The organism is Sorangium sp. So ce1036, assembly GCF_051369805.1.
GTDB classification, from domain to species: Bacteria; Myxococcota_A; Polyangia; order Polyangiales; family Polyangiaceae; genus Sorangium; species Sorangium cellulosum_F.
In genome coordinates this window covers 7,409,490-7,432,855 of record NZ_JBBMOX010000001.1, presented here as the reverse complement: position 1 = coordinate 7,432,855, position 23,366 = coordinate 7,409,490, and the positions used below count along the sequence as shown (strand labels likewise).

General features: G+C 71.7%; 18 protein-coding genes. 6 read left to right on the top strand and 12 right to left on the bottom strand.

Going from position 1 to position 23,366, the window contains the following annotated elements:
• Nucleotides 1–5: 5 nt before the first annotated feature.
• Nucleotides 6–974: a class I SAM-dependent methyltransferase gene (locus WMF31_RS27835; protein ID WP_165373109.1), complete on the bottom strand. Its 969-nt coding sequence runs from the start codon at nt 972–974 to the stop codon at nt 6–8.
• Nucleotides 975–1,059: 85 nt separating this feature from the next.
• Here WMF31_RS27835 and WMF31_RS27830 point away from each other — a divergent pair, with 85 nt between their 5' ends.
• Nucleotides 1,060–3,006 carry a DUF6798 domain-containing protein gene (locus tag WMF31_RS27830; protein WP_436604849.1) on the top strand — a complete coding sequence of 649 codons (1,947 nt, stop codon included), beginning with the start codon at nt 1,060–1,062 and terminating at the stop codon, nt 3,004–3,006.
• Nucleotides 3,007–3,167: 161 nt separating this feature from the next.
• On the opposite strand, the gene WMF31_RS27825 is transcribed toward WMF31_RS27830, so the two are convergent.
• The gene (locus tag WMF31_RS27825; protein ID WP_436604848.1) at nt 3,168–3,950 is read right to left on the bottom strand and encodes a sulfite exporter TauE/SafE family protein; all 783 of its coding nucleotides are present in this window, start codon (nt 3,948–3,950) and stop codon (nt 3,168–3,170) included.
• Nucleotides 3,951–4,137: 187 nt separating this feature from the next.
• On the opposite strand from WMF31_RS27825, the gene WMF31_RS27820 reads away from it, so the two are divergent.
• Nucleotides 4,138–6,240: a hypothetical protein gene (locus WMF31_RS27820; RefSeq protein ID WP_436604847.1), complete on the top strand. Its 2,103-nt coding sequence runs from the start codon at nt 4,138–4,140 to the stop codon at nt 6,238–6,240.
• A gap of 750 nt (nt 6,241–6,990) precedes the next feature.
• On the opposite strand, the gene WMF31_RS27815 is transcribed toward WMF31_RS27820, so the two are convergent.
• Nucleotides 6,991–7,416: a hypothetical protein gene (locus tag WMF31_RS27815; RefSeq protein ID WP_436604846.1), complete on the bottom strand. Its 426-nt coding sequence runs from the start codon at nt 7,414–7,416 to the stop codon at nt 6,991–6,993.
• Between the two features lie 445 nt (nt 7,417–7,861).
• Between WMF31_RS27815 and WMF31_RS27810 the strand changes: the two genes are divergently transcribed.
• Nucleotides 7,862–9,796: a hypothetical protein gene (locus WMF31_RS27810; RefSeq protein ID WP_436604845.1), complete on the top strand. Its 1,935-nt coding sequence runs from the start codon at nt 7,862–7,864 to the stop codon at nt 9,794–9,796.
• Between the two features lie 32 nt (nt 9,797–9,828).
• Here the strand turns inward: WMF31_RS27810 and WMF31_RS27805 are convergent, their stop codons facing one another.
• The 7 genes from WMF31_RS27805 to WMF31_RS27775 all read right to left on the bottom strand — a co-directional run bounded on the left by WMF31_RS27805 (nt 9,829) and on the right by WMF31_RS27775 (nt 19,512).
• A complete protein-coding gene (locus WMF31_RS27805) occupies nt 9,829–10,848 on the bottom strand; it encodes a S41 family peptidase (RefSeq protein ID WP_436604844.1) in 1,020 nt (339 codons plus the stop codon).
• A 12-nt stretch (nt 10,849–10,860) separates the two neighbouring features.
• Entirely contained in the window at nt 10,861–11,541 is a 681-nt protein-coding gene (locus WMF31_RS27800) for a DUF3540 domain-containing protein (protein WP_436604843.1), read from the bottom strand.
• 11 nt (nt 11,542–11,552) lie between these two features.
• Nucleotides 11,553–13,295, bottom strand: a complete 1,743-nt coding sequence (locus WMF31_RS27795) for a pentapeptide repeat-containing protein (protein ID WP_436604842.1) — start codon at nt 13,293–13,295, stop codon at nt 11,553–11,555.
• Nucleotides 13,292–15,718, bottom strand: coding sequence for a DUF2169 family type VI secretion system accessory protein (locus tag WMF31_RS27790; RefSeq protein WP_436604841.1), 2,427 nt, complete (start codon nt 15,716–15,718; stop codon nt 13,292–13,294). Before WMF31_RS27790 ends, WMF31_RS27795 begins: the two co-directional genes overlap by 4 nt.
• Nucleotides 15,719–15,743: 25 nt before the next feature.
• Nucleotides 15,744–16,853, bottom strand: a complete 1,110-nt coding sequence (locus WMF31_RS27785; RefSeq protein ID WP_436604840.1) for a hypothetical protein — start codon at nt 16,851–16,853, stop codon at nt 15,744–15,746.
• A gap of 39 nt (nt 16,854–16,892) precedes the next feature.
• Complete coding sequence (locus WMF31_RS27780; protein ID WP_436604839.1) at nt 16,893–18,146, bottom strand: hypothetical protein; 1,254 nt, start codon at nt 18,144–18,146, stop codon at nt 16,893–16,895.
• Between the two features lie 244 nt (nt 18,147–18,390).
• A complete protein-coding gene (locus WMF31_RS27775; protein ID WP_436604838.1) occupies nt 18,391–19,512 on the bottom strand; it encodes a DUF4419 domain-containing protein in 1,122 nt (373 codons plus the stop codon).
• 459 nt (nt 19,513–19,971) lie between these two features.
• Between WMF31_RS27775 and WMF31_RS27770 the strand changes: the two genes are divergently transcribed.
• Together WMF31_RS27770 and WMF31_RS27765 are read left to right on the top strand one after the other, a co-directional pair.
• A complete protein-coding gene (locus WMF31_RS27770) occupies nt 19,972–20,718 on the top strand; it encodes a Bax inhibitor-1/YccA family protein (protein WP_436604837.1) in 747 nt (248 codons plus the stop codon).
• 163 nt (nt 20,719–20,881) lie between these two features.
• On the top strand, nt 20,882–21,283 hold the full coding sequence (locus WMF31_RS27765) for a cupredoxin domain-containing protein (protein WP_436604836.1): 402 nt from the start codon (nt 20,882–20,884) through the stop codon (nt 21,281–21,283).
• Nucleotides 21,284–21,332: 49 nt separating this feature from the next.
• Here the strand turns inward: WMF31_RS27765 and WMF31_RS27760 are convergent, their stop codons facing one another.
• On the bottom strand, nt 21,333–21,821 hold the full coding sequence (locus WMF31_RS27760) for a hypothetical protein (protein WP_436604835.1): 489 nt from the start codon (nt 21,819–21,821) through the stop codon (nt 21,333–21,335).
• A gap of 60 nt (nt 21,822–21,881) precedes the next feature.
• A complete protein-coding gene (locus WMF31_RS27755; protein WP_436604834.1) occupies nt 21,882–22,436 on the bottom strand; it encodes a hypothetical protein in 555 nt (184 codons plus the stop codon).
• A 200-nt stretch (nt 22,437–22,636) separates the two neighbouring features.
• On the opposite strand from WMF31_RS27755, the gene rplC reads away from it, so the two are divergent.
• Nucleotides 22,637–23,338, top strand: coding sequence for a 50S ribosomal protein L3 (gene rplC / locus WMF31_RS27750; RefSeq protein ID WP_436604833.1), 702 nt, complete (start codon nt 22,637–22,639; stop codon nt 23,336–23,338).
• Nucleotides 23,339–23,366 lie beyond the last annotated feature (28 nt).

Here is a 23,366-nt window from a genome sequence, read left to right as displayed (position 1 = left end):
GCCGGCTACCCGGGCCGCCGCGCGACGACCTTCATGCCGTGGCCGCGATCGGCGAGGCGGCCGGCGAAGTACACCGCCGCCAGCACCGAATTCACCAGCGGGCCCTGCCGCATCTCCGCCGAGCGGAAATTCTCCCAGAGCAGCGGGTCGGGATCGATCGCCAACACCTCGTAGCCGGTGTCCTCGAGCAGCGCGCGCATGGCCCGGTCGGTGAAGAAATAGAAATGCTCGGCGTGGTAGATCTTGAGCACCGCGTCCTTGTAGCGGCCGCCGCTCAGCCGATAGCTGAGGTCGGCCACCTTGTAGAACGGCGAGCGGAGCGTGGGCGTGCGCAGGAAGAGGATCCCGCCTGGCCGGAGCATCTCGCGCATCGCCCGGAGCGGCGACACCACGTCGTCGAAATGCTCGATGACGTCCATCATGGTGATGGCGTCGAGCGAGCCGCGCAGCCTGTCGAGGAGCGATTCCACCGGCCCGCACAGCACCCGGTCCTCGCCGAGCAGCGCCGCGGCCTTCTGGCAGGCGTCCTCGGAGATGTCGCAGCCGAGCGCGTCGTAGCCCGTCTCGCGGAGCTGGGCCGCGAACTGGCCGGTGGAGCAGCCCACGTCGAGCACCCGGCCCGACGGGGAGTAGCGCTGCAGCACGCCGATCCGCTCCTGGTTCTCCTTGCGGTACGCCTCGGCGCGCCGCGCGTCCTCCTCGCCGCCCATCCGCGCGTGGTACTCGGAGCGGTAGAATGCCGCGATCTTCTCGCGCGGCGCCGGCAGCCGGAAGCGCAGGCCCGAGGCGGGGCACTCGAAGATGCGCGCCTCGCTGGTGCGCACGCCCCATGACGACTCCACGCCGTCCTCGGCCTGCACGTCGAGGAAGACCCGCGCCCGCACGTCCGAGAACGAGGGAATGGGGCAGGTGGGCGCCTCCACGGACCCAGAGGAGCCGAATGAACGACGGCTCCGGAACAGCTCCGCGATCACGGCGGGAACTTGGCCGAACCCGCCGCGCGCTGTCAAGATTTCACGCACGCGATCGTGTGACCTGTGCTAGGGCTCGCGCCCCAAGATGGGGAACAAGACGGGGACCGGGCCCGGGGCGCCCGAGGCCGAGGCCGACACGGACGCTGCCGCCGGCGGGAATGACGAGATCCCCGCCGACGCAGACGGCGAGGGGAGCTCAGGCGCGGAGGGCGCAGACGGCGAGGAGAGCTCCCCGCGCGCCGCGGGGCCCGAGGCCGCCGCGCTGGCGGCCGGGCCGGCGCGGCCCTCGCCGCGGCAGAAGCTCGCGCCGCTCCTGCGCGAGCTGCCGGCCGCGCTCATCGCGCTCGTCATCTCCATCTGCTTCGGGCTGAGCTTCGGTGTCAATTACGGCGTCGACAACCAGGCGGCGTACATGCTGGGCTCTCTCCGGCTGCTCGATCCCAGCGTGCTCACGAAGGACTTTTATGCGGCCGGCGCGGCCAACTACCACCCGGCCTTTGCCTATGTAGGCTGGCCGCTGCTCGCCATCGACCGCGGCGGCGCGGCGGTGGGCTGGGGCCTCGTGGTCACCGTGACGCTCGGCGCCATGTGCATGTACTGGCTTGCGGCCGAGCTCCTGAAGCAGCGGCGCCTCGCGCTGGCCACCTTCCTGCTGGTGATGGCGATCGCCTTCGTCACCCGCACCCGCAGCGTCGCGGTCACCTTCATCTTCGATTTCATCCTGCAGCCCTCCACCCTGGGCAGCCTCTTCCTGCTCGCGGCGCTGCCGCCCTTCGTGGCCGGCCGCTATCTGCTCTCGGGCGTGTTCCTCGGCCTGAGCGGGCTGTTCCACGCCAATTACCTCATCCTCGGGATCGGCACCTTCGGCCTCACCCAGCTCCTGCTCGGCTGGAGGGACGGCTGGAAGGATCTGGCGCGGCGCATCGCCATGCAGGTCGGGCCGGCCATCGCGGTATTCCTGCTCCTCTCCCCGCTCATCCTCAGCTCGGTGCGCTCGCCCGACGCGGCGCTCGCGCACGAGATCCTCTTCAACATCCGCTCGCCGCACCACTACGCGCCCACGACCTTCAAGGGCCGCTTCTTCCCGGTGGCGGCGTGGCAGATGCTCGGCCTCGGCGCTGGCGCGTGGCTCCTGCGCGGCCGGGAGGGGCGCGGGCGGCGCTTCGGCGCGGCGGTGCTCGCGCTGGCGATCCTCATCTGGACCGGCACGCTGCTCACTACCTGGGTGCAGATCCCGCGCGTCGCGCAGGTCTTCGTGTGGCGCTTCGCGCCGTTCCTCGACCTCCTCATGCAGATGCTCGTCTGCGCGGCCTCGGCGAGCATCGCGGCCCGCCCCTCCCTCCTCCGGCGCATCCCGACCGCGGGCCTCACGCTGACGCTGGGCGGCTTCGTCGCTCTGGCCATGCTCGACAACGAGGGCGATCTGGCGCGGGCGCTCTGGCTGGTCCTCGCGCCCGGCGCCGCGGGCGCCCTCATCGGCGCGGCGGCGTCGCTGCTTGAGCGCCGGCGCGTCCGCCTCGCCCCGGCGCGCGCATTGTTGTTGCGCTTCGGCGCCTATGCGGTCGTTGCCTACGCGGCGTTCGCCTGCCTCCACTTCGCCGTGCCCGCGGTGAAGAGCTACCGGGAGCGGTCCAACGTGATCAAGGGTATGCGCGGGCCCGAGGACGATATGTACGCCTGGATCCGCGCCAATACCTCGAAGGATGCGCTGTTCCTCACGCCGCCGCAGCTGGCGCGCTTCCGGCTCATCGGCGAGCGCGCCATCGTCGTCGATTGGAAGGCCAGCACCTACGTGCCCAGCGAGCTGGTGGAGTGGTACCGGCGGCTGGAGGACGTCTCCGGGCGCAAGGGCTTCCGGAGCGCGAAGGAGCTGTTCAACGGCTACGGGCGTCTCGATGCCGCTCGGCTCGACTCGCTGCAGAAGAAATACAAGTTCAATTACGTGGTGGTGGCCCGCGGCCGGGAGAGGAACCTGCCCGGCAAGGTCGTCTATAAAAATTCGCGCTTCGTGATTCTCAGCCTCGCCGGCTGAGACGTGATCAGGACTCGAGGCTGCGCTCGGGGGGGGCCGGCGCCTCGCCGGCCAGTCCTTCGGCCGGATCGAGGAGCGCTTCGTGGGCGACACCCTCAGGATGTCCGCCTCCCGTTTCATGAGGATCCTCGAGGCGCCGCGGGTCGCGTAGCCTCCCCGGGCTATGCGCCGAACCGGTCCCAGCCGAGCTTGGCCGTGAGCACGAGGCCGAGCGCGACCACGAACCAGCGCACCTTCCTGGGCTCGATCCGCCGGGCGACCACGGCGCCGACGAACGAGCCAAGCATCGCCGCCCCCATCATGATCGGCGTGGCGACGGGATCCACCGCGCCCGCGAGGAGGAAGGCGACCGCGGCGACGCCGTTGATCAGCCCGGCGAGCACCGTCTTGATCGCGTTCAGCCGGTGGATGTCCGCGCCCCCCGCGAACGAGGAGAGGAGCGCCAGCATCATGATGCCGATGCCCGCGCCGAAGTAACCGCCGTAGACGCTCACGAGGAGCTGGAGCAGGAACACGACCCCCGGGCGTGTGGGCAAGGCGAAGTCGTCCGACGCGGAGGCCCCCGCGGAGGGCCGCGGCGGGCGCAGGTTCTGCCAGAAGAGCAGCAGCGTCGCGACGAGCACGAGCGCGGGCACGGCGGCGTCGAACACGCGCTGCGGCGTCACGAGCAGGAGCGCCGAGCCGGCGAGGCCGCCGAGCAGCGACGGCAGCAGCAGGACGCGGAGGACGCGGTGGTCCCGCGCGAGCTCGCGGCGGTACGCCCACGCCGACGCGAGCGACGCAGGCGTGAGCGCCACGGCGTTCGTCGCGTTCGCGGCGAGCGGGGGCAGGCCCGCCGCGATCGCCGCGGGGAACGACACCAGCGTGCCGCCCCCGGCCACCGCGTTGATGACGCCGGCCACGGCGGCGGCGCCGGCGAGGAGTGCGGCTCCGGTCAGATCCACGGCGCGACATGGCCCGACGCCGGCGTCGCTGTCAACCTCCCGCGCCGCGACGGTCCGGTCGCCGCGCTGGCCGCCAGCATGGCGGCCGCGAGGCCGTGCTGTTCGGCGCCGCGGCGTCGGCGATAGAATCGCGACGCCTCCGCCGCGGCGGCCGCTCTTTCCGCGGGCGCCAGGCGGACCGAGGGCCATGCCGCGATCCCATCTGCTCACCACCGCTGCGCTGCTCTCCGCGCTCTCCTCGGTCACGCTCCCGGCCCCGGCCGCCGCCGCGGGCGAGCGTGACCCGGGGCATCCGCAAGTCTGGGTGGTCGACGACGGCACGCGCGTGCGCAGGGAGGACGCCGGCCTGCCGCTCTCGCGCGGCGAAGGAAACCCGCTCTTCCGGCCCGGTGAGCCGATCCGCCTCGGCGCGCTCCGCGCGGAGGTCGTCGCGTTCCAGGTGATCGTCGAGGCCGGCGCGGAGCCCGTGCACGGCGTCACCGTGGAGCTCCCCGGCCTGACGCCCGCGGCCGGCACAGGCGCGCCCGCGAAAGAGCCCGGCGCGCCCGCGAAAGAGCCCGGCGCGCCCGCGAAAGAGCCCGGTGGGCCGCAGCACCCGCGACACGCCCAGGGCACCGCGGCCGCGCCGGCGATCTCGATCGCGCGCTTCGTCGAGCACTACGTCGAGATCAAGCGGCGCTCGCGCAACGAGCGACGGCACGCCGAGTCGCTCGGGTGGAGCCCGGCGGCGCGGCCGCCCGACGACAGGCATCTCGGCTACCTTCCGGACGCGCTCATCCCGGTCGAGCTCGCGCCGCCCTGGGCGCCCTATCCGCTCGAGGTGGGCGCCCGGGAGACCAGGGCGGTCTGGATCGATCTCCACGTCCCGGAGGACGCCGCCGCGGGGACCTACCAGGGGAAGGTGCTCGTCCGCTCGGCCTCCCACGGCGACCTCGCGGCGCTCGATCTCAGGCTCGAGGTCGCGTCGGCGACGCTGCCGTACAGCCCGGTCGACTTCATCGCGTTCTACGAGGCCGGCGAGGTCGCCGAGCGGGTCGGCGACGGACCCGCCGTCGAGCAGCAGCTCTGGCAGCTCCTCCACGAGCATCACGTCGACGGCTTCGCGTCGGTCAGGACGCCCGCCGAGGTGGAGCGGCTGCGCGCGGCCATCGACGGCTCGCTCTACACGAAGGAGCACCACTACCGGGGGCCCGGCGCGGGCGTCCCCCCGTCCGCGGTGGCGCTCGGCGCCTACGGTGGCTTCGGCGACCCCAGGGAAGAGACCCTCCCCCGCGTCGAGGCCGTCGCAGACCTCCTCCCGCCCACGGTGGACGACGTGATGCTGTACGCGGTCGACGAGCAGTGCGAGAGCCCCCGCGGGCCCGGGTGGCGCCGGCTGATCCGCGGCTCGCGCCTGTCGTCGCGCATCCTCGTGGGGCACTCGTGCGGCGAGGTCCACCCGCTGGAGCAGGACGTCGATCTCGTGCTCACGCCGGCCAACCGCTTCGACTCGGCGTGGGCGCGCGCCGCGCGCGAGGCCGGAAAGCGGCTCTGGGTGTACAACGGCGCGCTGCCGCGGACCGGCACCTTCATGATTGACGCACCGCTCACCGGGCTCATGGCCAACGGCTGGATCGCGGCCTCGCACGAGGTGGGCCGCTGGTTCCTGTGGGAGACCGCCTTCTGGCACGACGGCAACCGCGGCGGCAAGGGGCCGATCGACCCGTTCACGGTCGCCGAGAATTTCCACAACCAGGACGGCGACGCGTGCCTCGGCGACGGCATGCTGCTCTATCCCGGGACGCAGCGCGGGCCGTTCGCCTCCCGCTCGATCGGATTTCCCGGCGTGCTCCCCTCGATGCGCCTGAAGAGCCTGCGCCGAGGGATCCAGGACGCCGGCTACATCGCGCTGGCGCGGGCGGCGTCGCCCGGCGCCGCGGACGCGATCGTGAAGGAGGTGATCCCGGCCGCGCTCGACGAGGCGCTCGACACCGCGCCCACCGCGTGGAGCAGCGAGGGCGCCCCGTTTTTCGAGGGGCGGGCCGCGCTGCGCGCCCTGATCCCGGAGAATGCCTCGCTCGACGCCGCCTCCGTCCGCCGCGTCCTCGCCGAGGCGGCTGCCGCGCGGCGCGCGCTCGTCCCGCGCGCGCGAGGCGCGGGCGACGGGCGGGCGGACGAGGGCCCGGCATGGGGAAAGCCGGGCGCCCTCGGGCGGTGGCGAACGACGGGGTTGCTCCTCGTGGGTGTCGCGGCGCTCGTGGTGGCGATCGTTCTCTTCCGTTGGGGACGTTCGCGCCACCCGGCCGGGTGACCTCAACCTCGGGGGTGACCTCAACCTCGGTCGGTGACCTCCGGTGACCTCAACCTCGGTGGCCTCAGCCTCGGTCGGTGACCCCAACCTCGGTCGGTGACCTCAACCTCGGTGACCTCAACCTCGGTCGGTGACCCCAACCTCGGTCGGTGACCCCAACCTCGGTCGGTGACCCCAACCTCGGTGACCCCAACCTCGGTCGGACGCCGGTGCCCCCAACCTAGGTCGGATGCCGGGGGGGTGATCTCAACCCCGGTCGGGCGCCATTCCGCAAGGCCGGGTGACCCTCCGGATGATCTCGACCCGGTTGGGCGCCGACGACGCGTGCTCGAGATGTGCGTGTTTGGGACGGACGCCTGGGGTGCCGGCAACCTAGGTCTGGTGACCTCAACCCCGGTCGGGTGGGTGCCGGCAACCTAGGTCTGGTGACCTCAACCCCGGTCGGGTGGGTGCCGGCAACCTAGGTCTGGTGACCTCAACCCCGGTCGGGTGGGTGCCGGTCGGGCGCCGCCGGTCGGGTGGGTGCCGGTCGGGCGCCGCCGCCGCCGACCCTCTAGATGAGATGACCTCAACCTCGGTCGGCTCCGATGACGCGCGCTCACGATTGGCGTGTCCTGGACGGACGCCTGTGATTCACGTGCTCGGGATGGATGGGGGGAACGATCGTTCAAGCGGGACACATGGCGGCGCTCACCGCGCGGGACGGGCGGCGTCGCCGGCGGATCGGGCGATGGCCCGTCCGCGCCGCGCTCAGGACGCCTTCATGATGAGCTGCTGCGCCTGCCGGCGGTCGCCGACGAGCGAGACCGCCGTCTCGGACGCGAGCCCGGCCGCGCCCTGGGACGTGCGGCGGAGCATGCCGAGCAGCGCATACCAACCTTGTTCGCTGCTCGCCAGGGCGCGCGCGCTGATGCCGTCCATGCGCACGAGCGTCTTGCGCGCCACGCGGAACATGCTCTGGTTGATGCCCTCAAGCAGGTCGAGCGTGGCGCCGAGCCGCCCCTGCGTCTCGGTGCGGGCGTCCTCGAAGAAGCCGAATCCGGCGCGCACGATCTCATCCATGACCCCGAGGCTGCCCTCGACCCAGGTGGTGATCAGGCCCTCTCGCGGATCGCTGCTCTGCGCTTGGACTGGTCTGCTGGTGACGCTGGCCTGGCCCGACAAGCTCTCATCCATCGTGAACCCCCTTCCTGGATTGGCAGGCCGTTCGCCCGCCGATGGCAACGACTATCGATCTCCGAAGTCTCGGTCGGGTGATGGCGTGGCAACAAGGGCGTGACTTCCCGTCCACGGCCGGCCCATGGCGTGGCCATGGAACCTCCCCCCCAACGGAAAGCCCTCGCCGGAGCGCTCTTCCAAGCGCCCACCGCGTCCCCCCTGACGCCCGCGATTCCCGAAAGAACCTCGCTACAGGTAGGCATCATACCAGAATGGTAAGCTTGCGGCCCCAGGAAGATCCTTAATCCTTGGCAGGTGCCTCCCGGACGGCTAGGGTCCGGAGGTGCCGACGAGCAGCGATCGATTCGTGATGGGAACCACGCTGACAACGCTCCTTGCCGCATCCTGCGCATCCTCCAGGGTGCCGCAAAGCGAGGCGCCGTCCGCGCCGCGGGATCCTGGAATGCTGGTCTTCGACCTGCGCGAAGGCGACATTCACAACCACTTTTTCCGTCGTGGCAGCGTCGCTGCGCACGTCCTCACGAGGTCGGGCGCGTCCCCGCGGCTCATCGTCGCTTTCCCGGCGGGGAACATGGGAATCGCGGCGTGGTTCGACAACGCGGCGGCGCCGGCGGAGCTCTCGGTGGAGGGCGGCCTCTCGGGGGTGGAGCAGGCCGACGGGATGCGCGGCGTCTCGGCGCTCCTCACGAGCACGGCCCCGGCGCTGCGCGTCCGCCGGCTCCTGCTCGGGAGCGTGCGGACGATCCGCGACGTCGGCCGCGACGGCGAGGTCCCGGCCTGGCTCCACAGCGCCGTCGAGGTCGGCGACACCCCGCGCGGCGCCTCGATCGCCGCGCGGCGCACCACCCGGGACGGCGAGCACCACCTCGAGCTCCGCGTCGAGGCCCTGGACGGCACGACCGCCACGCTCGGGGCGGGCGGGCACATCGAGCTCACGGCGGGCCCGAAGGGGCTGCGCGTCCGGGTCACGGCGCTCTCGGACGAGCCGCCGCTCACGCCGGTGCCCGTCGGCGAGATCGTGACGGAGCGCGCCGGCGACGACGCGCGCCAGCGCCAGGCGCTCGCGTTCCTCACGTACCGTGAGAAGCTGCTTGCCGGCTCCTGGCGCTTTCTCACGTACTTCGGCCGGGACACGCTGCTCGCGGTGAGGATGCTCCTGCCCGTGCTCGAGCCGGCCGTCGTCGAGGCGGGCCTCGGCTCCGTGCTCGATCGGCTGAGCCCGACCGGGGAGGTGGCGCACGAGGAGGCGATCGGCGAGCTCGCGGCGCTGCTCCACCTCGAGGCGGGCCGCACCGAGGGCCTGCGCGAGCCCGTCTACGACTACAAGATGATCGACGACGACTTCCTGCTCGCGCCGCTCGCCGCCGAGTACCTCCTCGGCACCGCGGCGGGCCGGGAGCGCGCGGCGGCGTTCCTCGCGCGCCGGACGCCGGGCGGCGCGACGTACGCCGAGGCGCTCGCCCGGAACGTGGCGCTCGTCCTGCGCCTCGCCACCCCGTTCGCCGAGACGCAAGACGTGAAGGAGCTCATCGCGCTCGAGGAGGGCGAGCGGGTGGGGGAGTGGCGCGACAGCGAGGAGGGGCTCGGGTACGGCCGGATCCCCTTCAACGTGAACGTCGCGCTCGTGCCGGCCGCGCTCCACGCCTCGGCGCGGCTGCTCGCGAGCCCGCTGCTCGGGGCCGACGCCGAGGGCGCCGGCCGGGCCGAGCGGCTCGCGCGGGCGTGGAAGAGCGCCGGCGCGTTCTTCCGGGTGGAGCTCCCGGAGGACGAGGCGCGGCGGTGCGTGTCGGCCTATGCGGAGTCGCTCGGCCTGGACCCGGCGCCGGCGCTGTCGTCGCTCTCGGGGACGCTCTCGTTCCCGGCCCTCGCGCTCGACGGCGAGGGCGAGCCCATCCCCGTCATGCACTCCGACGACAGCTTCGTCCTGCTGTTCACGGATCCGCCGCCCGAGGCGCTCGAGGAGATCGCGGGCCGTCTGCTCCGCCCGTTCCCGGCCGGCCTGCGGACGCCGGTCGGCGTCCTGGTCGCGAACCCCGCGTTCGCGCCCGATCCAGAGATCCGGGGGCTGTTCACGGTCGCGCACTACCACGGCACGGTCACCTGGTCGTGGCAGCAGGCGATGCTCGCCGCCGGCCTCTCGCGGCAGCTCGCTCGCGCCGACCTGCCGCCCCGCGCGCGCGACGCGCTGGAGCGCGCCAGGGGGGCGCTCTGGGAGGTGATCCACGCGACGCGCGAGGCGCGCACGTGGGAGCTCTGGAGCTGGGCGCTCGAGGACGGCCGTTACAAGCTGGTCCCGTTCGGCGCCGAGCGGGCGCACCACGACGAGTCGAACGCCGTGCAGCTCTGGAGCACGGTGTACCTGGCCGTGCACCCCTGAGCCGCGCTCGCGGCGGGGCGGGCGCTACCGGCTCACGGGGCGTCCTGTGCGCCGAGCTCGATGTCCGGCTGCACGCCGGTCCCCTGGATCGGCTCCCCGCCGGGCAGGAGCAGCATCGCCGCCGGGACGAGCCCCGGGGCCCCCGTGGCCGGATCCGGCGCGAGCGTCAGCGCCGTGCCCTTGCCGTACGTGCGCGACCCCGCGACGATCGCGCGGCCGTGCCACTTCAGGCAGCCGGCGAAGAGCTCCGCCGCCGACGCCGTCCCGCCGTCCACGAGGAGCCACAGCGGCGCCCGGCACGGCTGCTCGTGATGCGCGCGGTACACGGTCTCGTCGCCGTCCGCGTCGAGCGCCCGGCAGAGGACGCTGCCGGGCTCCAGGAACTCCCCCGCGAGCTCCAGGGCGGCCGTGAGCTCCCCTCCCGGGTTGCCGCGCAGATCGAGCACGAGCGTCTCCAGCCCTTCTTCCTGGAGTGCAGCCACCGCCGTGTGCACCCGCGCCGGCACGTCCAGAGAGAACCTCCGGAGGCGCAGATAGCCGACGCCCGGCCCGAGCCAGGCCCGCTCGACGGGCGACGCGCTCCCCGCGGGGTGGAGCGCCTCGAGCAGCCCGTCGATATCGGCATCGGCCGGCATCGCCGCGCCGGCGGGCCGCGCGTCCCCGGCGTCCCCCGCCCTGTACGTGAGGAAGACGTTGGTCAGGCTCGGCATCACCTGGAGGCCGAGCATGCAGTTGAAGTTGTTGCCGAGCCTCGGGCTGAGCAGCGATGTCGCGGGGACGAAGTTGATGAGGACCCGCGGATTCCCGGCCGTGTGCCGCCCTTGCCCCATGAACGTCGGGTGCAACGTGCCCAGCTGATCTCCCAGCGTGATCGGGGAGAACGACAGCATGCTCAGCGCGGGCATCATCGAGAACCACACGTTGAACGAGAACGGGAACATCGTCGCGTTCGGGTGGAAGTTGGGGAAGGGGAACAGCCCGAGCGCTGGCGAGAGGCACACGTCCGGAAAGCCGGCGCTCATGCCGACGCCCTTGTTGTTCGCGGGGAGCATCGCGCCGGCCTCCTAGCCCAAGAGGATCTGCTTGCCGTTCACCGTGACCGTCTCCTCGGTCAGGATCGTGGCGTTCTTCGCCTTCGTGAAGGACGTCTTCTCGACGACCGTGTGCGCCTCGCCCGCGTGCACGCTGAAGAGCGCGCTCACCCGTTGGTACATCGAGGCGACCTTCTGGACCACGGCGTCGGCGACCATCCGCACCTTGCCCGCCTCGATCTCGAGCTCCGGCCCCCGGATCGCGACGCCCCGGTCCCCGGAGAGCGAGAGGGCGCCCTCCCTGGCGTGCACCGCCACGTCCCCCGGGAGGGACAGCACCGTCCGGCCCCGGCCGTGCAGCACGCCGATCACGTAGTAGCTCTCCTCTTTCCCGATGACGAGCAGCGTGTCCTCCACGGCGGGCTCGTACGGCAGCGCGAGCGCCATCTCGGCGGCGACCGACGGGCCCCCGGGCAGCTCCACCGTGACCCGGCCCGCCTCCGTCGCCGTGACGCGGCCGGGGCCCAGGTAGTCCCGCGGCGCGGCCAGCGCCCTGCCGAGGAGCGCGTCGTCGGCTCCCGTGGCGCCGGCCCTCACGAGCCCGATCCTGGGGAGCTCCGCGGTGCGGGCTCGCCTGTCGGGGTCCTCGCACCGCGGCGCGTCCACCGGCACGGCCGCCGCGCGCTCGCTCTCCTTCATGGCTCCCATCGACATGGCTCCTCCTCTCACGATGACGGCCGCCGCTCGGGCGGCCTCCAGGCCTCGGCCTCCAGGCGATCCACGTCCGTGCGCCTCGCCGTGGCGAGGTTCGCGTCGAGGTAGCGGGTCCTCTCGTCGCGGACGTGATGCAGGTTGGCCCAGTGCAGATCCGCGCCGCTGAAATCGGCGCCGGAGATGTCTGCGTGGGAGAGATCGGCGTGATGCGCCTTGACGCCCAGGAACAGCGCCTCGGTCGCGCGAGCCTCCATCAGCAGCGACTCCCTGAGGTCCGCCCCGGCGAAGTTCGCCGCCGTGAGATCGGCCCTCACGAAGATCGCGTTGCGGAGCATGGCCTTCTGGAGCATGGCGCCGGCGAGGACGCTCTCGCCGAAGAAGGCGGCCTTCGCCATGGCGCCCGACAGCGTCGCGTGCCGCAGGTTCGCTCCCTTGAAGTTCGCGTTGGTCAAGATGGCGCCGTCGAGGCGCGCGCGCTCCAGGTTGCACTCGGTGAAGTCGCAGTTCGACAGGTTGCAGCCCGAGAGGTTCATCCCCACGAGGTTCCCGAGCACGAAGAAGCACCGCGAGATGGACAGGCCCGCGAGCGGCGTCCGGGTCAGATCCACCCCCGAGAAGTCCACGCAATCGAAGATCGCCTTCTCGAAGCGGACGCCCTCGACGAGGGCGGTTCGCAGCGAGGTCTGCGTCACCAGCGCGCGGGTCAGGTCCGCGCCCGTCAGGTCGGCCCCTTGCAGCACGCAGCGCACGAGCCGCGCCCCGGTCAGGTTGGCGCCCGAGAGATCGGCCTCGGTGAAGACCATCATCTCGAGATCCTGGCCCGACAGGTCCACGCCCGGCAGGCGCGCCTTGTACAGCATGCACGACCTCAGCGTCGCGCCGCGGAAGTCCGCGCCGGTGAGGTCGCACCCGGCGAGCATCGTCTGGTCGAGCGTCGCGCCCCGGAAGCTCACGCCCCGGAGGTTCGTGCCCTGGAGCGACGAGAGCGTGAGATCCGCGCCCTCGAAGCTCACCCCGGCGAGGTCCACGTCCTCCAGCGCCGCGCCGGCGAGGTTCGCCCCGGAGAGATCGAGCTTCCCGAGGAGCGCGCCGTCGAACGCGGTCTTCGTGAGCTTCTTCGGGAGCGCGGCGTCCCGCAGATCGGCCTTGATGAGCACCACCGTGTCGAGCTCGGCGCCCGTCAGGTCGGCGCGCCTCAGGTTCGCCTCGGTGAACGTCGAGCCGTCGATCCGCGCCCGCGTCAGCGTGGCGCCCGACAGATCCGCCCTCGTGAACGACGCGTCCGAGAGGGTCGCGCCGTCGAGCTTCGCGCCCGACAGGTCGGCGCGGTCGAGCCGCACGCCCGACAGCGTCGCGCTCGACAGCGCCGCCCCCGCGAGCCGCGACTCGGCGAGGTTGGCGCCCTTGAGCCGCGCGCCGGTCAGGTTCGCGCCGCGGAGCTCGCCCCGGATCATGCGGGTCTCCGTCAGGCTCGCGCCGGAGAGGTCGGCGTCCGACAGATCGCTCTGGAGGAAGACCGTCCCCTCGAGATCGGCGCCCGACAAGTTCGCGCCGCGGAGCGCGCACCAGGCGATCTCGGCGCCGCGGAGGTCGGCCCCGGACAGGTCCGCGCCGTCGAGCTGCAGCCGGCCGAGCTTCGCGCCGCGCAGGTCGGCCTTGCGCAGCCGGACGCCCCGCAGATCGAGATCGCCGAGCGCCACGCCCGCGAGCGAGCGGCCAGACTGGACCAGCGCCTCGAGCTCGCCCGGGGTCACAGGCCGCGCTCCAGGGTCGACTTCTTGAGGTTCGCCCCCCTGAAATCGCAGCCGGATCCCGAGGTCTGGTAGAGCTTGGCGTCGTAGAGGCTCGCGTCGACGAACCTCGCCTCGGCGACGAGCGCCTTGCCCAGATCCGCGTCGAAGAGGTTCGCCCGCGTGAAATCGGCCCGCGTGAGGTTCGCCCGATCGAGCCGGGCGCGCCGCAGGTTGGCCCCGAAGAAGAGCGCCCCTTCGGCGCTGGCCTCCGAGAACAGGGCGCTGGTCAGCACGGCGTGGCTGAAATCGGCGCCCGTGAGGGTCGCGCCCATCCACACGCCAAAGTCGCCGCGCGCGTCCGTGAAGACCGCCTGGCTCAGGTCCGAGCCGGCGAAGCTCGTGCCGCTGAGGGTCGCGCCCGCGAACGTGGCGGACGCCGCGTTGCACTTGGAGACGAAGCAGCGGGTCAGCGAGGCCTGGGACAGATCCGCGCGCTCGAGCACGGTGCTCTCCAGGTACGTCGTGTGCCACCGCGCTCCCCTCGCCGTGGCCCCGGTCATGTCCGCCCGCGAGAGGACGAGCTGCGCCCCCTGGCTCCCGGAGAGATCGGCCCCCAGGAGGCGCGCGGCGTCGAACGAGGCGCCCTCCAGCGTGGCGCCGCGAAAGAGCGCGCCCTCTGCCCGCGCGCCCTGGAGCGTCGCGAGGCTCAGGTCCGCGTCCGTGAAGTCCGCCTCGCGCACGTCGGCCTCGAAGAGCACGGCCTTCTGGAGGGTCGCGCGCGCGAGCCTGGCTCCCCGGAGGTTCGCGCCCGTGAGGATGGCGCCGTTCAGGTTCGCGCCTGTCAGATCCTGACCGCTCAGATCCCGGTCGCTCAGATCCTGCCCCGACAGGTCGCACCCCGGCCCGAGCTTCTCCGGCTCGGGCGGGGCGGCCGGAGAGAGGCCCGTGGAGGCCAGCTTCGGATCGGCGAGGAGCTTGTCCCACGCCGCGAGCGCCGGGACCGGGGTGCCGCGCGCCGTCGCGAGCGCCCTGGCCTCCTCCACCGCCCGCGCGACGCTCCGGAAGGCGGTCCGGAGCTGCGCGTCCGTCACCGCGGGCGACGCGCCCGGGCTCAGCGGGGGGAGGCCGTGGGACGCCTTCGGCAGGCTGCGGAGCGCCTCGGCGATGGCCTCGCCGACGACCTTCCCTCCGGTCAGCGCGAGGCCCGACAGCGCCGCCATCGCGCGGCGGAGCCTGTCCTGCTGCGGCTTCGCGACGTCTCCGAGCCGCGCCTTGAGCAGCGCGGACAGCGGATCGAGCCCCGGCGCGTCGGGCGGCGCCGCCTCGGCGCCCCTCTGTTGCAGCGCGAGGAGCGCCCGCCATTCCTCCTTGTGCTCCGGCAGGAGCTGCTCCTCGATCTCGAGCGGATCGGCCTCGAAGCGGCGGAGGATGTCCCGGTAGTGCGCCTCGGGCAGCGGCGGATCGGCGAGCGCCTCGGAGGCGACGAGCGTGTTGGTGCGCGAGACGTCGTCGTCCTGGATCTCCACCAGGCCTCGCCAGGTGAGGAACAAGGCCTCGCTGTCCAGGTCGGCGAACAGCGTGTCGAGCTGCATCGGCACCTCCCGGAACCCGCCCTCCGCGTCGCTCACGAAGACGCGGACGCGGAGCCCCGGCAGGCGCGACCGGAACACCGCCGCGTCCGGGTGGAGGTTCTGAAACAGGAGCTCCTCGTCGCCGCGCAGGTAGGGGAGCCGCTGGTCGGGCGGCGCCGCGTTGAAGTAGGTCCAGTCGAAGTCCTCGGCGTAGTACGGCGCCCGCTCCTTGCGGTACGACGCGCCGTATTTCTTCCCGACCTTGGCGCGCCGCTCGGGCCGGTTGGGCGACAGGGGGCCGAAGCCCGCGGGGGTCGGGCGGTCCGACCGCGACAGGAGCAGATCCTCGAGGTGCTCGACGTTGGGGAGCTCGCGCGTGCCGAAGCCCTTGCCCACCGGGTTGAGCGGGTGTCCCGGGCCTCCGAAGCTGTACCGGTCGCCGAGGGGCATGCGGTCGAAGGGCACCGGATCGCTCATGGCCGGCCCGAGCAGGCCGTCCATCCACACGCGATCGCCGATCACGCGCAGGATCTTGGACCAGGACCCGACGCCGAACCGCACCGGGCACTCGGTCATGCGCGCCTTGCCCGGCGTGTGGCACGTGCCGCAGAGCAGCACGTCCGCGTGCGGCTTGTAGTCGGCGAGGTCGCTGGCATACAGGCACTCGCCCGTCTGGTCGTGGTCGTCCTCCTCGAACACGTCGCCCCGCAGCGTCTCCTGCGCGAGCACCGGGTGACCTTCCGGCAGGGAGAGCGGCGCTCCCGGCTTGAGCGTGAACTTCGCCCGGACGATCACGGTCATCTCGGGCTGGGGCGGCCTCCGGGAGGTGAGCTTCTGGCCGAAGAGAAAGGGGGTGAGGTTCTTGTTCGCCATCCGTGGGATCCGCCGCTCGTGGGCGTCAGGCCATGAGGTGGACGGCCGCGATGCTCGTGCGCACGGGCGCGGCCTTGCTCCGGTCCAGGGCGATCCTCTGCTTCGCCGTTCCGAGCTCGATGGTCGGGCCGGCGCTGGCCTCGACCGTCACCCCGACGCTGACGCTCGTCTCCATGCCGATCATCGCATCGACCGTCCCGGCGAGCGTGAAGGTCATCTCCGCGCCGACGGTCGCCTCGATCATCGACCCGAGGACGACCTCGTTGACCATCCCGAGGTTGACCGTCGTCTCGACGCCGAGGACCGTGGTCATGCTGTTCCCCTCGGTGTAGGAGTCCGCGTTGCCGTACATCTTGTCTTCGGTGTTGCCGCGGGTGACGGAGACGATCTCGTTCGCCTCGGTGGAGCTCTCGATCCTCTCGGCCTTGGTGGTGTCCTTCATGGTCCCGGTCACCGTGGTGGAGGACGTGATCGAGTCGGCCTTCATCGTGGAGTCCGATGGGCCCTCGACGGTCGTCTCGTCGGTCATCGACGTGGCGTGCGTCCTCGAGACCAGCTCCTCCGCCCAGGTCTCCTCCAGGATCGAGGGTACCGGCAGCTTCTCCGAGCCCGTGTAGGACGAGATGCTCTTGGCCCACGTCCTGTCGACGATCGTGGGGTTCTCCCCCAGGACGCCGCGCGGAAAGGGCGGCGGGATCTCGTCCAGGTTGCGCGGTGGGCTGTGGTGGCCGGTCACGCTCTCCAGCCTGCTGCCGTAATGGACCTCGAAGGCATCGCCATGGTAGGTCGTGTGCACCTCGCCCTTCACGGTCTTCTCGCGGAGTCGCTTCTCGCCGCGGGGGCCCTGGATGAAATCGAACTCGCCCGACCCCTGGAAGGTGATGCTCTTCTCCTTGATCTGACCGTCTTCCACCGTCCACCCGCTCTCGAACTCCCGGCGTCCGAGGACGGTCATCTTGTATTTCCCCCCGATGACCTCGATCTTGTCGCCGCGCGTGGTCGTGATCCGGTTGCCGTCCGTGTGATCTCGCCAGGTGTACGGGTCGTCCTCGGTCGCGCCGATGCGCAAGAAGGACGACATGCCGCCGTCGAAATCGGGCACGTGGAGGATCGCGTATTTGCCTTCACCGGCCATGGGGAGCTCTTCCTCGCGTGGACCTCGCGGCCCGCGACATCACATGAAGACGTTGAGCGCCGAGAGGATCTTGTTCGTGATCGCGATATCCGTCTTGCTCATGTGGAGCTCGACGCCCATCGTCCCGAGCTCGAGCCTCGGGCCGACGGAGAAGTCGACGGTCGGGCCCAGGCTGACCTCCAGCTTGGGGCCGACGGTCACGTCCACCACGGGCCCGGCCGTGACGGTGATCTCCGCGCCGACGGTCGCCTCGATCATCGACCCGAGGACGACCTCGTTGACCATCCCGAGGTTGACCGTCGTCTCGATGCCGAGGACCGTGGTCATGCTGTTCCCCTCGGTGTAGGAGTCCGCGTTGCCGTACATCTTGTCTTCGGTGTTGCCGCGGGTGACGGAGACGATCTCGTTCGCCTCGGTGGAGCTCTCGATCCTCTCGGCCTTGGTGGTGTCCTTCATGGTCCCGGTCACCGTGGTGGAGGACGTGATCGAGTCGGCCTTCATCGTGGAGTCCGACGGGCCCTCGACGGTCGTCTCGTCGGTCATCGACGTGGCGTGCGTCCTCGAGACCATCTCCTTCGCCCAGGTCACGTTCAGGATCGAGGGCACCGGCAGCTTCTCCGAGCCCGTGTAGGACGAGATGCTCTGCGCCCACGTCCTGTCGACGATCGTGGGGTTCTCCGTGGGGATCGACTGGCGCGGGGGCGGGTTCTTGTCGTCGATCTTGTCGTCGTCGACCTCCAGCGTGGGGAACGTGTCGGTGCCGGTCTGGCTCTCCTTGATCTTCCCGTAGTAGTAGTCGTAGACGTCGCCGTGGTAGGTGGTGTGCACCTCGCCCTTCACCGTCGTCTCGACGACCTTCCACGTCCCATCGTAGTTCTCCACCCACTCGATGGTGGTGCCGCCGCCGAAGGTCTCGCTGACCTCGGTGATGTGCCCTCCCGACACGTCCCAGCCGGCCTGGTGCTCCCCGCGGCCGAGGATGAGCAGGCGATAGTTCCCCCCGATCACCTCGACCTTGTCGCCCTGGGTCGTCGAGATTCGATTGCCGTCGGTGTGATCGCGCCAGCCGCCCTTCGTGTGCAGCTTCGCGCTCTCGGCCTTGCGCTCGGCCACCGGCACGAAGCCCGGAGAGCCGTCCCGCTTGCGGTCGTCGTCGGTGAAGGACTGAATCCGCTCCGCGAGGTCGTCGCCCGGGCTCTCCCCGAGCGGCGCGGCGGCCCCGAGGCGCAGGTAGGACGGCTGTCCACCCTTCAGATCCGGTACTTCGAGTAGCGCGAACTTGCCTCCGGACACAGGAGCCTCCGTCTCGAGCGCGGTGGATGACGCGCGGCGTCGCCGCGGCGTCGGGCCCATATCCTAGGTCACGGGGGACTGGCCGTCCATGCACAAACCGCTCACCGCGGCTGGGGGGTGGTCGCGTCTGGGGTGCTCCGCGGAGGGGCTGGAGCGCAGGCGGACCATAAAACAGGTCCGCCGGAACGCAGGCCCCGGAGGTGAGCACCCCAGACGTGACCACCACCCGCGGTCGGGCGGCGGTTCAGGAGGCCTCGGCGGGGCGCCGGGCCGGGAGCACGGGCCCCTGGTGCGCAATCGCCCACACGAACTCCGGAAGGAGAGCGAGGGAGTGCGGCGCCTGCGTGACGCCGATCAGGCCGCTGATGAGGTCCATGGGGTGCTCGCGGCCGGCGCCGTCGATGAAGCGCAGCGGGGCGCTCGTCAGCCCGGGAGGCAGCTCGGAGAGGCCGGGCCCCTGCGGGGTTCCCGGCCCGCCGAGCGCGCGGCCCCGGGCCTCCGCGGTCAGCCACCGATCGTGCCAGCCCTCGACGTACGGATTCGGGGCGAAGTAATCGTTCGGCCAGGCGCGCAGGTAAGGAAACAGCACGTGGATCCAGCCGGTGAGCTCGTCCGCCGGGGGGTCGTACCGGAAGAACGCGCGCCAGAACATCGTGTCAGGGCGCCCCTCGGCCGAGGCGGCGATCTCGTCGAGCACGGGCAAGAGCGCCCGGATCCACCGCTCTTGCCCGAAGGCGCCGAGCGTGGCCGCGCGCTGCCGCATCCAGCGCCAGTCGTCGGCCGTGCCGAGCAGGTAGACGCGCGGGATGCCGCGGCCACGCGCCGTGGCGTCGCCCGGGGGCGGCGGCTCCCCCTCGAAATGCGGCGCGAGCGGGGTTGTCACCGTGAGCTCCGACGCCACCCGCTCGACCGGCCCCGTGGTGGAGAAATGGGCGGTCACGAGCTCCCAGAGCTTGCCGACCCTCGCCGAGAGCTGCCTGGAGAGGTCCGGAAACAGGGCGGGCCACGGGTTCACGTCGCCGAGGGTGAAGTCGGGCCGCTCGACGAGGAGCGCGAAATCGCGATCCTCGGCGACGAACCGGCGCCGCTCTGCGACGTTCGCGGCGAGGTGGAGCGTGAAGCCCCGCGCCACGCAGAACCAGACCACGTCGGGAGAGAGCACGAGCGGATAGCGCCGGGTGAAGGCGGTACACGCGGCCTGGACGAGCGGGTGCAGGTCCGTGCGCCCGACGAGCGGCAGGCGATGGCGGTAGGCGGCCTCGATGCGCGCGACCAGGAGGCTCTGCACCACCGCCTCGCCGTCGAACCCGGGCAGTGGCGCCGTCGCGGGCTCGACGTCGGCAACGGCAATCGGCGTCACGTGCATGCTCTCTCGTCCTCCTGGCCCCGCGCAGGTGCTGGCGTGATCCGGCGCAATCCTCTGCTACACGAGCGTGCCGCGCGCGACAATCCGCCTCGGCGCGCGCCGTTCACCCCGCCCCGGCGTGCGCCGCCCCGGCGCGCGCCGTTGCCTCCGCCCCGGCGTGCGCCGTTGCCTCCGCCCCGGCGTGCGCAGCGCCGTCGCTCCCCAACCTGGGTGCGTCGCTCCCCAACCTGGGTGCGTCGCTCCCCAACCTGGGTGCGTCGCTCCCCAACCTGGGTGCGTCGCTCCCCAACCTGGGTGGGAGCGCCATTCAGTTCACCCGTGCCGTGGCAGCATGAATTTCTGGACGCAGCGCACTCCGGCGCGCGGCGCCGCGGGCGCTGTTGCGCATGGCGGGTGAATGGTGCACGACTAGGCTGGCTCGCGATCATCGCGGGTCGCCCGCAAGGAGGGGCGCAGCAGATGAATCTTCGCCAGGCGAGTTCCCTCGGTGCGAGCGCGCCGGCCAGACCGACCGTTGCGCTGCGTATCGGCTTTCTCAAGAAGGTATACGGCCTCTTCACGGCGAGCCTCGTGGTCTCCTCCCTCGGCGCGATGTGCGCGATCTACATCGGGGCGCCGGATCCGGAGGAGGCCGGCCTGGAGCGCGCGATGCCGCCCGTGGTCGAGCTCTTCGCGGCGCACCCGTTCCTCTGCATGGGCGCCACGCTGGCCGTCATGATCGGCGCCCGCGCGGCGCGCCGCGTGCCGGGCCTCAACCTCCTCGCGCTGTTCGGGATGGCGGCGTTCCTCGGCGTCGCCACGGCGCCCGCGCTCTACCTGGCCCAGGCGGCCGCCGGCCTCGGCGGCACCCTGTCGGCGGATCCCGTGCGCGACGCCTTCATCCTCACGGTCCTCACGTTCGGCAGCCTCACCCTCGGCGTCCTGCTCTCGAAGGACGACCTCTCGTTCCTGGCCAGCGGGCTCGTGATGGGCGCGATGGTCGTCCTCGGGGCGATGCTGCTCAACGCCCTCCTGGGGAGCACGCTGCTCGGACTCGCGATCTCCAGCGTCTCCGTCCTCCTGTTCGGAGGGTATGTCCTCTACAACACGTCGCGCCTCATCCACTCCGACGAGGAGGACCCCGTGGGCGGCGCGATCGATCTCTACCTCAACTTCATCAACCTCTTCTCCTCCATCCTGCACATCCTCTCTGGCCGTCACGTGTGACCGGCGCGCGGCCGGCTCTCTCGCGCGGGTGGGCTGCCTGGGCGGCCGGCGCTCTGCGGCTGAGGCCTCTCGCTGCGCCCTGCCGCCGAGCGCCGGGCGTGCCCGGGGCGGAGGCGGGGGGCGGCTTGACGTCCCTTGGGAGCCGGGTAAGAACGCACGCCCGATGAGCCGCTCCTTCTGCCTCGCCGCACTCGCCCTCGCCGTGTCATCGCTCGGTCTTCTGTCCGCTTGCAGCAAGCCCGCCGAGGAGGCGCAGGCGGCGCAGGTGGCCCCCGAGCCTGCCGCGCCGGCGAACGTCAAGCGCGTGGACATCGCGGTCACCGACAGCGGCTTCTCCCCGTCGACCATCGAGCTGAAGAAGGGAGAGCCGGTGGTGCTCCGCTTCACGCGGACCACGAAGAGCGAGTGTCTGAAGGCCATCGCGATTCCCGATCTGAAGATCGAGAAGGACCTGCCGCTGAACGTCCCGGTCGAGGTGGCCGTCACCCCGGAGAAGGAAGGGAAGATGGTGCTTCAGTGCTGGATGGCGATGATCAAGGCGACGATCAACGTGGTCGGCTCGTGACCCCGCGGCGCTGTTCCCCTTAGCGGCGCCGGCGCGGGCTGCCTGCGCCTCAGAGGACGAGCCAGAGCTCGGCGTCGCGGCGCCTCGCGTCGCCCCCTGCGTCCTTCGTCGTGCGGCGATCCCCCGGGGCGGCCTGCTCCGCGGCGCTGCCCTGCCCGGCGCCCGCGGGGCGAGACGCCTGCGCGGTCTCGTGGGCGAGATCGATGCGCGCGACGGCGCAGCGGGCCACGGCGAAGCGGAGCATCTCACGCACGTCGCTCGTGGTGAGCATGCCGTCGGTCCGGGGCCGCGCGAGCGCCACGGCGCGGTCCACGCACGCGACGCAGGGGGCCGTCTCGGACCTGAACCGGAAGAGCAGCGTCCCCTCGGGCCAGCCGAGCGCCGCTGCGTCGACGCTGACGACCACGTGCTCGCCATCGCGGACCACCTGCGTGCCGCCGGCGCCGAAGCGGGATCTCCCGCTCCGCAAAAGAAACCAGCAACGATCCACGAGGCGCTCGATGTCGCGCGGTTCGTCCTGGGCGATGATGTCTGTCATCCATGACCTCCGGCGACGGAATGTGAGGCCGGCGCCCCTGGACGGCGATGCGATGGAGAGTCAGGAAATGGCACATAAGACGGACAATGTCCGCATGGCCGTCGTCCTTGCGGGCGCCGGGACCCCGGCCGGCGCGCGGTCACGACCCGGGTTGGTGGGGTCCCGACCCGGGTTGAGGTTCCGACCCGTGAGGTCCCGACCCGGGTAGAGGTCCCGGAGGTCCCGACCCGGGTTGAGGTCCCGACCCGGGTAGAGGTCCCGGAGGTCCCGACCCGGGTTGAGGTTCCGGAGGTCCCGACCCGGGTTGAGGTCCCGACCCGGGTTGAGGTTCCGACCCGTGAGGTCCCGACCCGGGTAGAGGTCCCGGAGGTCCCGACCCGGGTTGAGGTCCCGACCCGGGTAGAGGTCCCGGAGGTCCCGACCCGGGTTGAGGTTCCGGAGGTCCCGACCCGGGTAGAGGTCCCGGAGGTCCCGACCCGGGTTGAGGTCCCGACCCGGGTTGAGGTCCCGCCGACCCAGGTTGAGGTCCCGCAGGTTGAGGTCCGAGATCCCGACCCAGGTTGCGCGCGGCTCATCGGGCCCCGTGGGATGGGTGCCCGGTGATCTACCCAACATCGGAAGCGGCAGGTTTCGCTTCCCTTTGGGAGCCCCGTGAGTAAGCTCTGCGCCCCCCAACGCGCCCGGCGGGTTACCGCCCCGGTTCCACGCTCCGAACCGGCTCGATGCGAGGCGCGCCGAGGGGATGGCCGCGCTCGGCGCGCCGCGCGCGGCTTCACGAACGGACACCCCAGACGGAGCGAGAAGGCGATCCCATCATGAACCAGCATCCCGGCATCATCGGCACGAAGATCGGCATGACGCAGATCTTCAACGAGAGGGGCGAGGTCCTGCGCTGCACGGTCGTGCAGGCGGGCTGCGTCGTCATCGGCAAGCGCACCCTCGAGAAGGACGGTTACAGCGCGCTCATCCTCGGCCTCGGCGAGCGGGCCGAGCGGCACACGAACAAGCCGATGGCCGGCGCCTTCAAGAAGGTGGGGCAGACGCCGAAGCGCGTCATCCGCGAGCTGCGCTGCAGCCCCGAGTACGCGGCGAAGTACGAGCTCGGGCAGGCGCTCAAGGTCGACGAGGTCTTCGAGGTGGGCCAGCGCGTGGACGCGCAGGGCCGCTCGCGCGGCCGCGGCTTCAGCGGCGTCATCCGGCGGTGGAGCTTCGCCGGCGCGGTGAACTCGCACGGCACGCACGAGTACTTCCGCCACGGCGGCTCGATCGGTACGAACATGACCCCGGGCCGCACGCTGCCCGGCCTGAAGATGCCCGGCCACTACGGCGACGAGACGGTGAGCGCGCTCAACCTCAAGATCGCGAAGCTCATGCCCGAGGACAACCTGATCCTCATCGAGGGCGCGGTGCCGGGCCCGAAGAACCAGGTGGTCACGATCCGCGGCGCCGTGAAGAAGAACGGCGGCAAGGGCATCGCCCCGGCGCAGCAGCCGACCGGCAAGAAGAAGGGCGGCTGAGCCCCGCCGCCGGGCGGGGCGCGCGCCG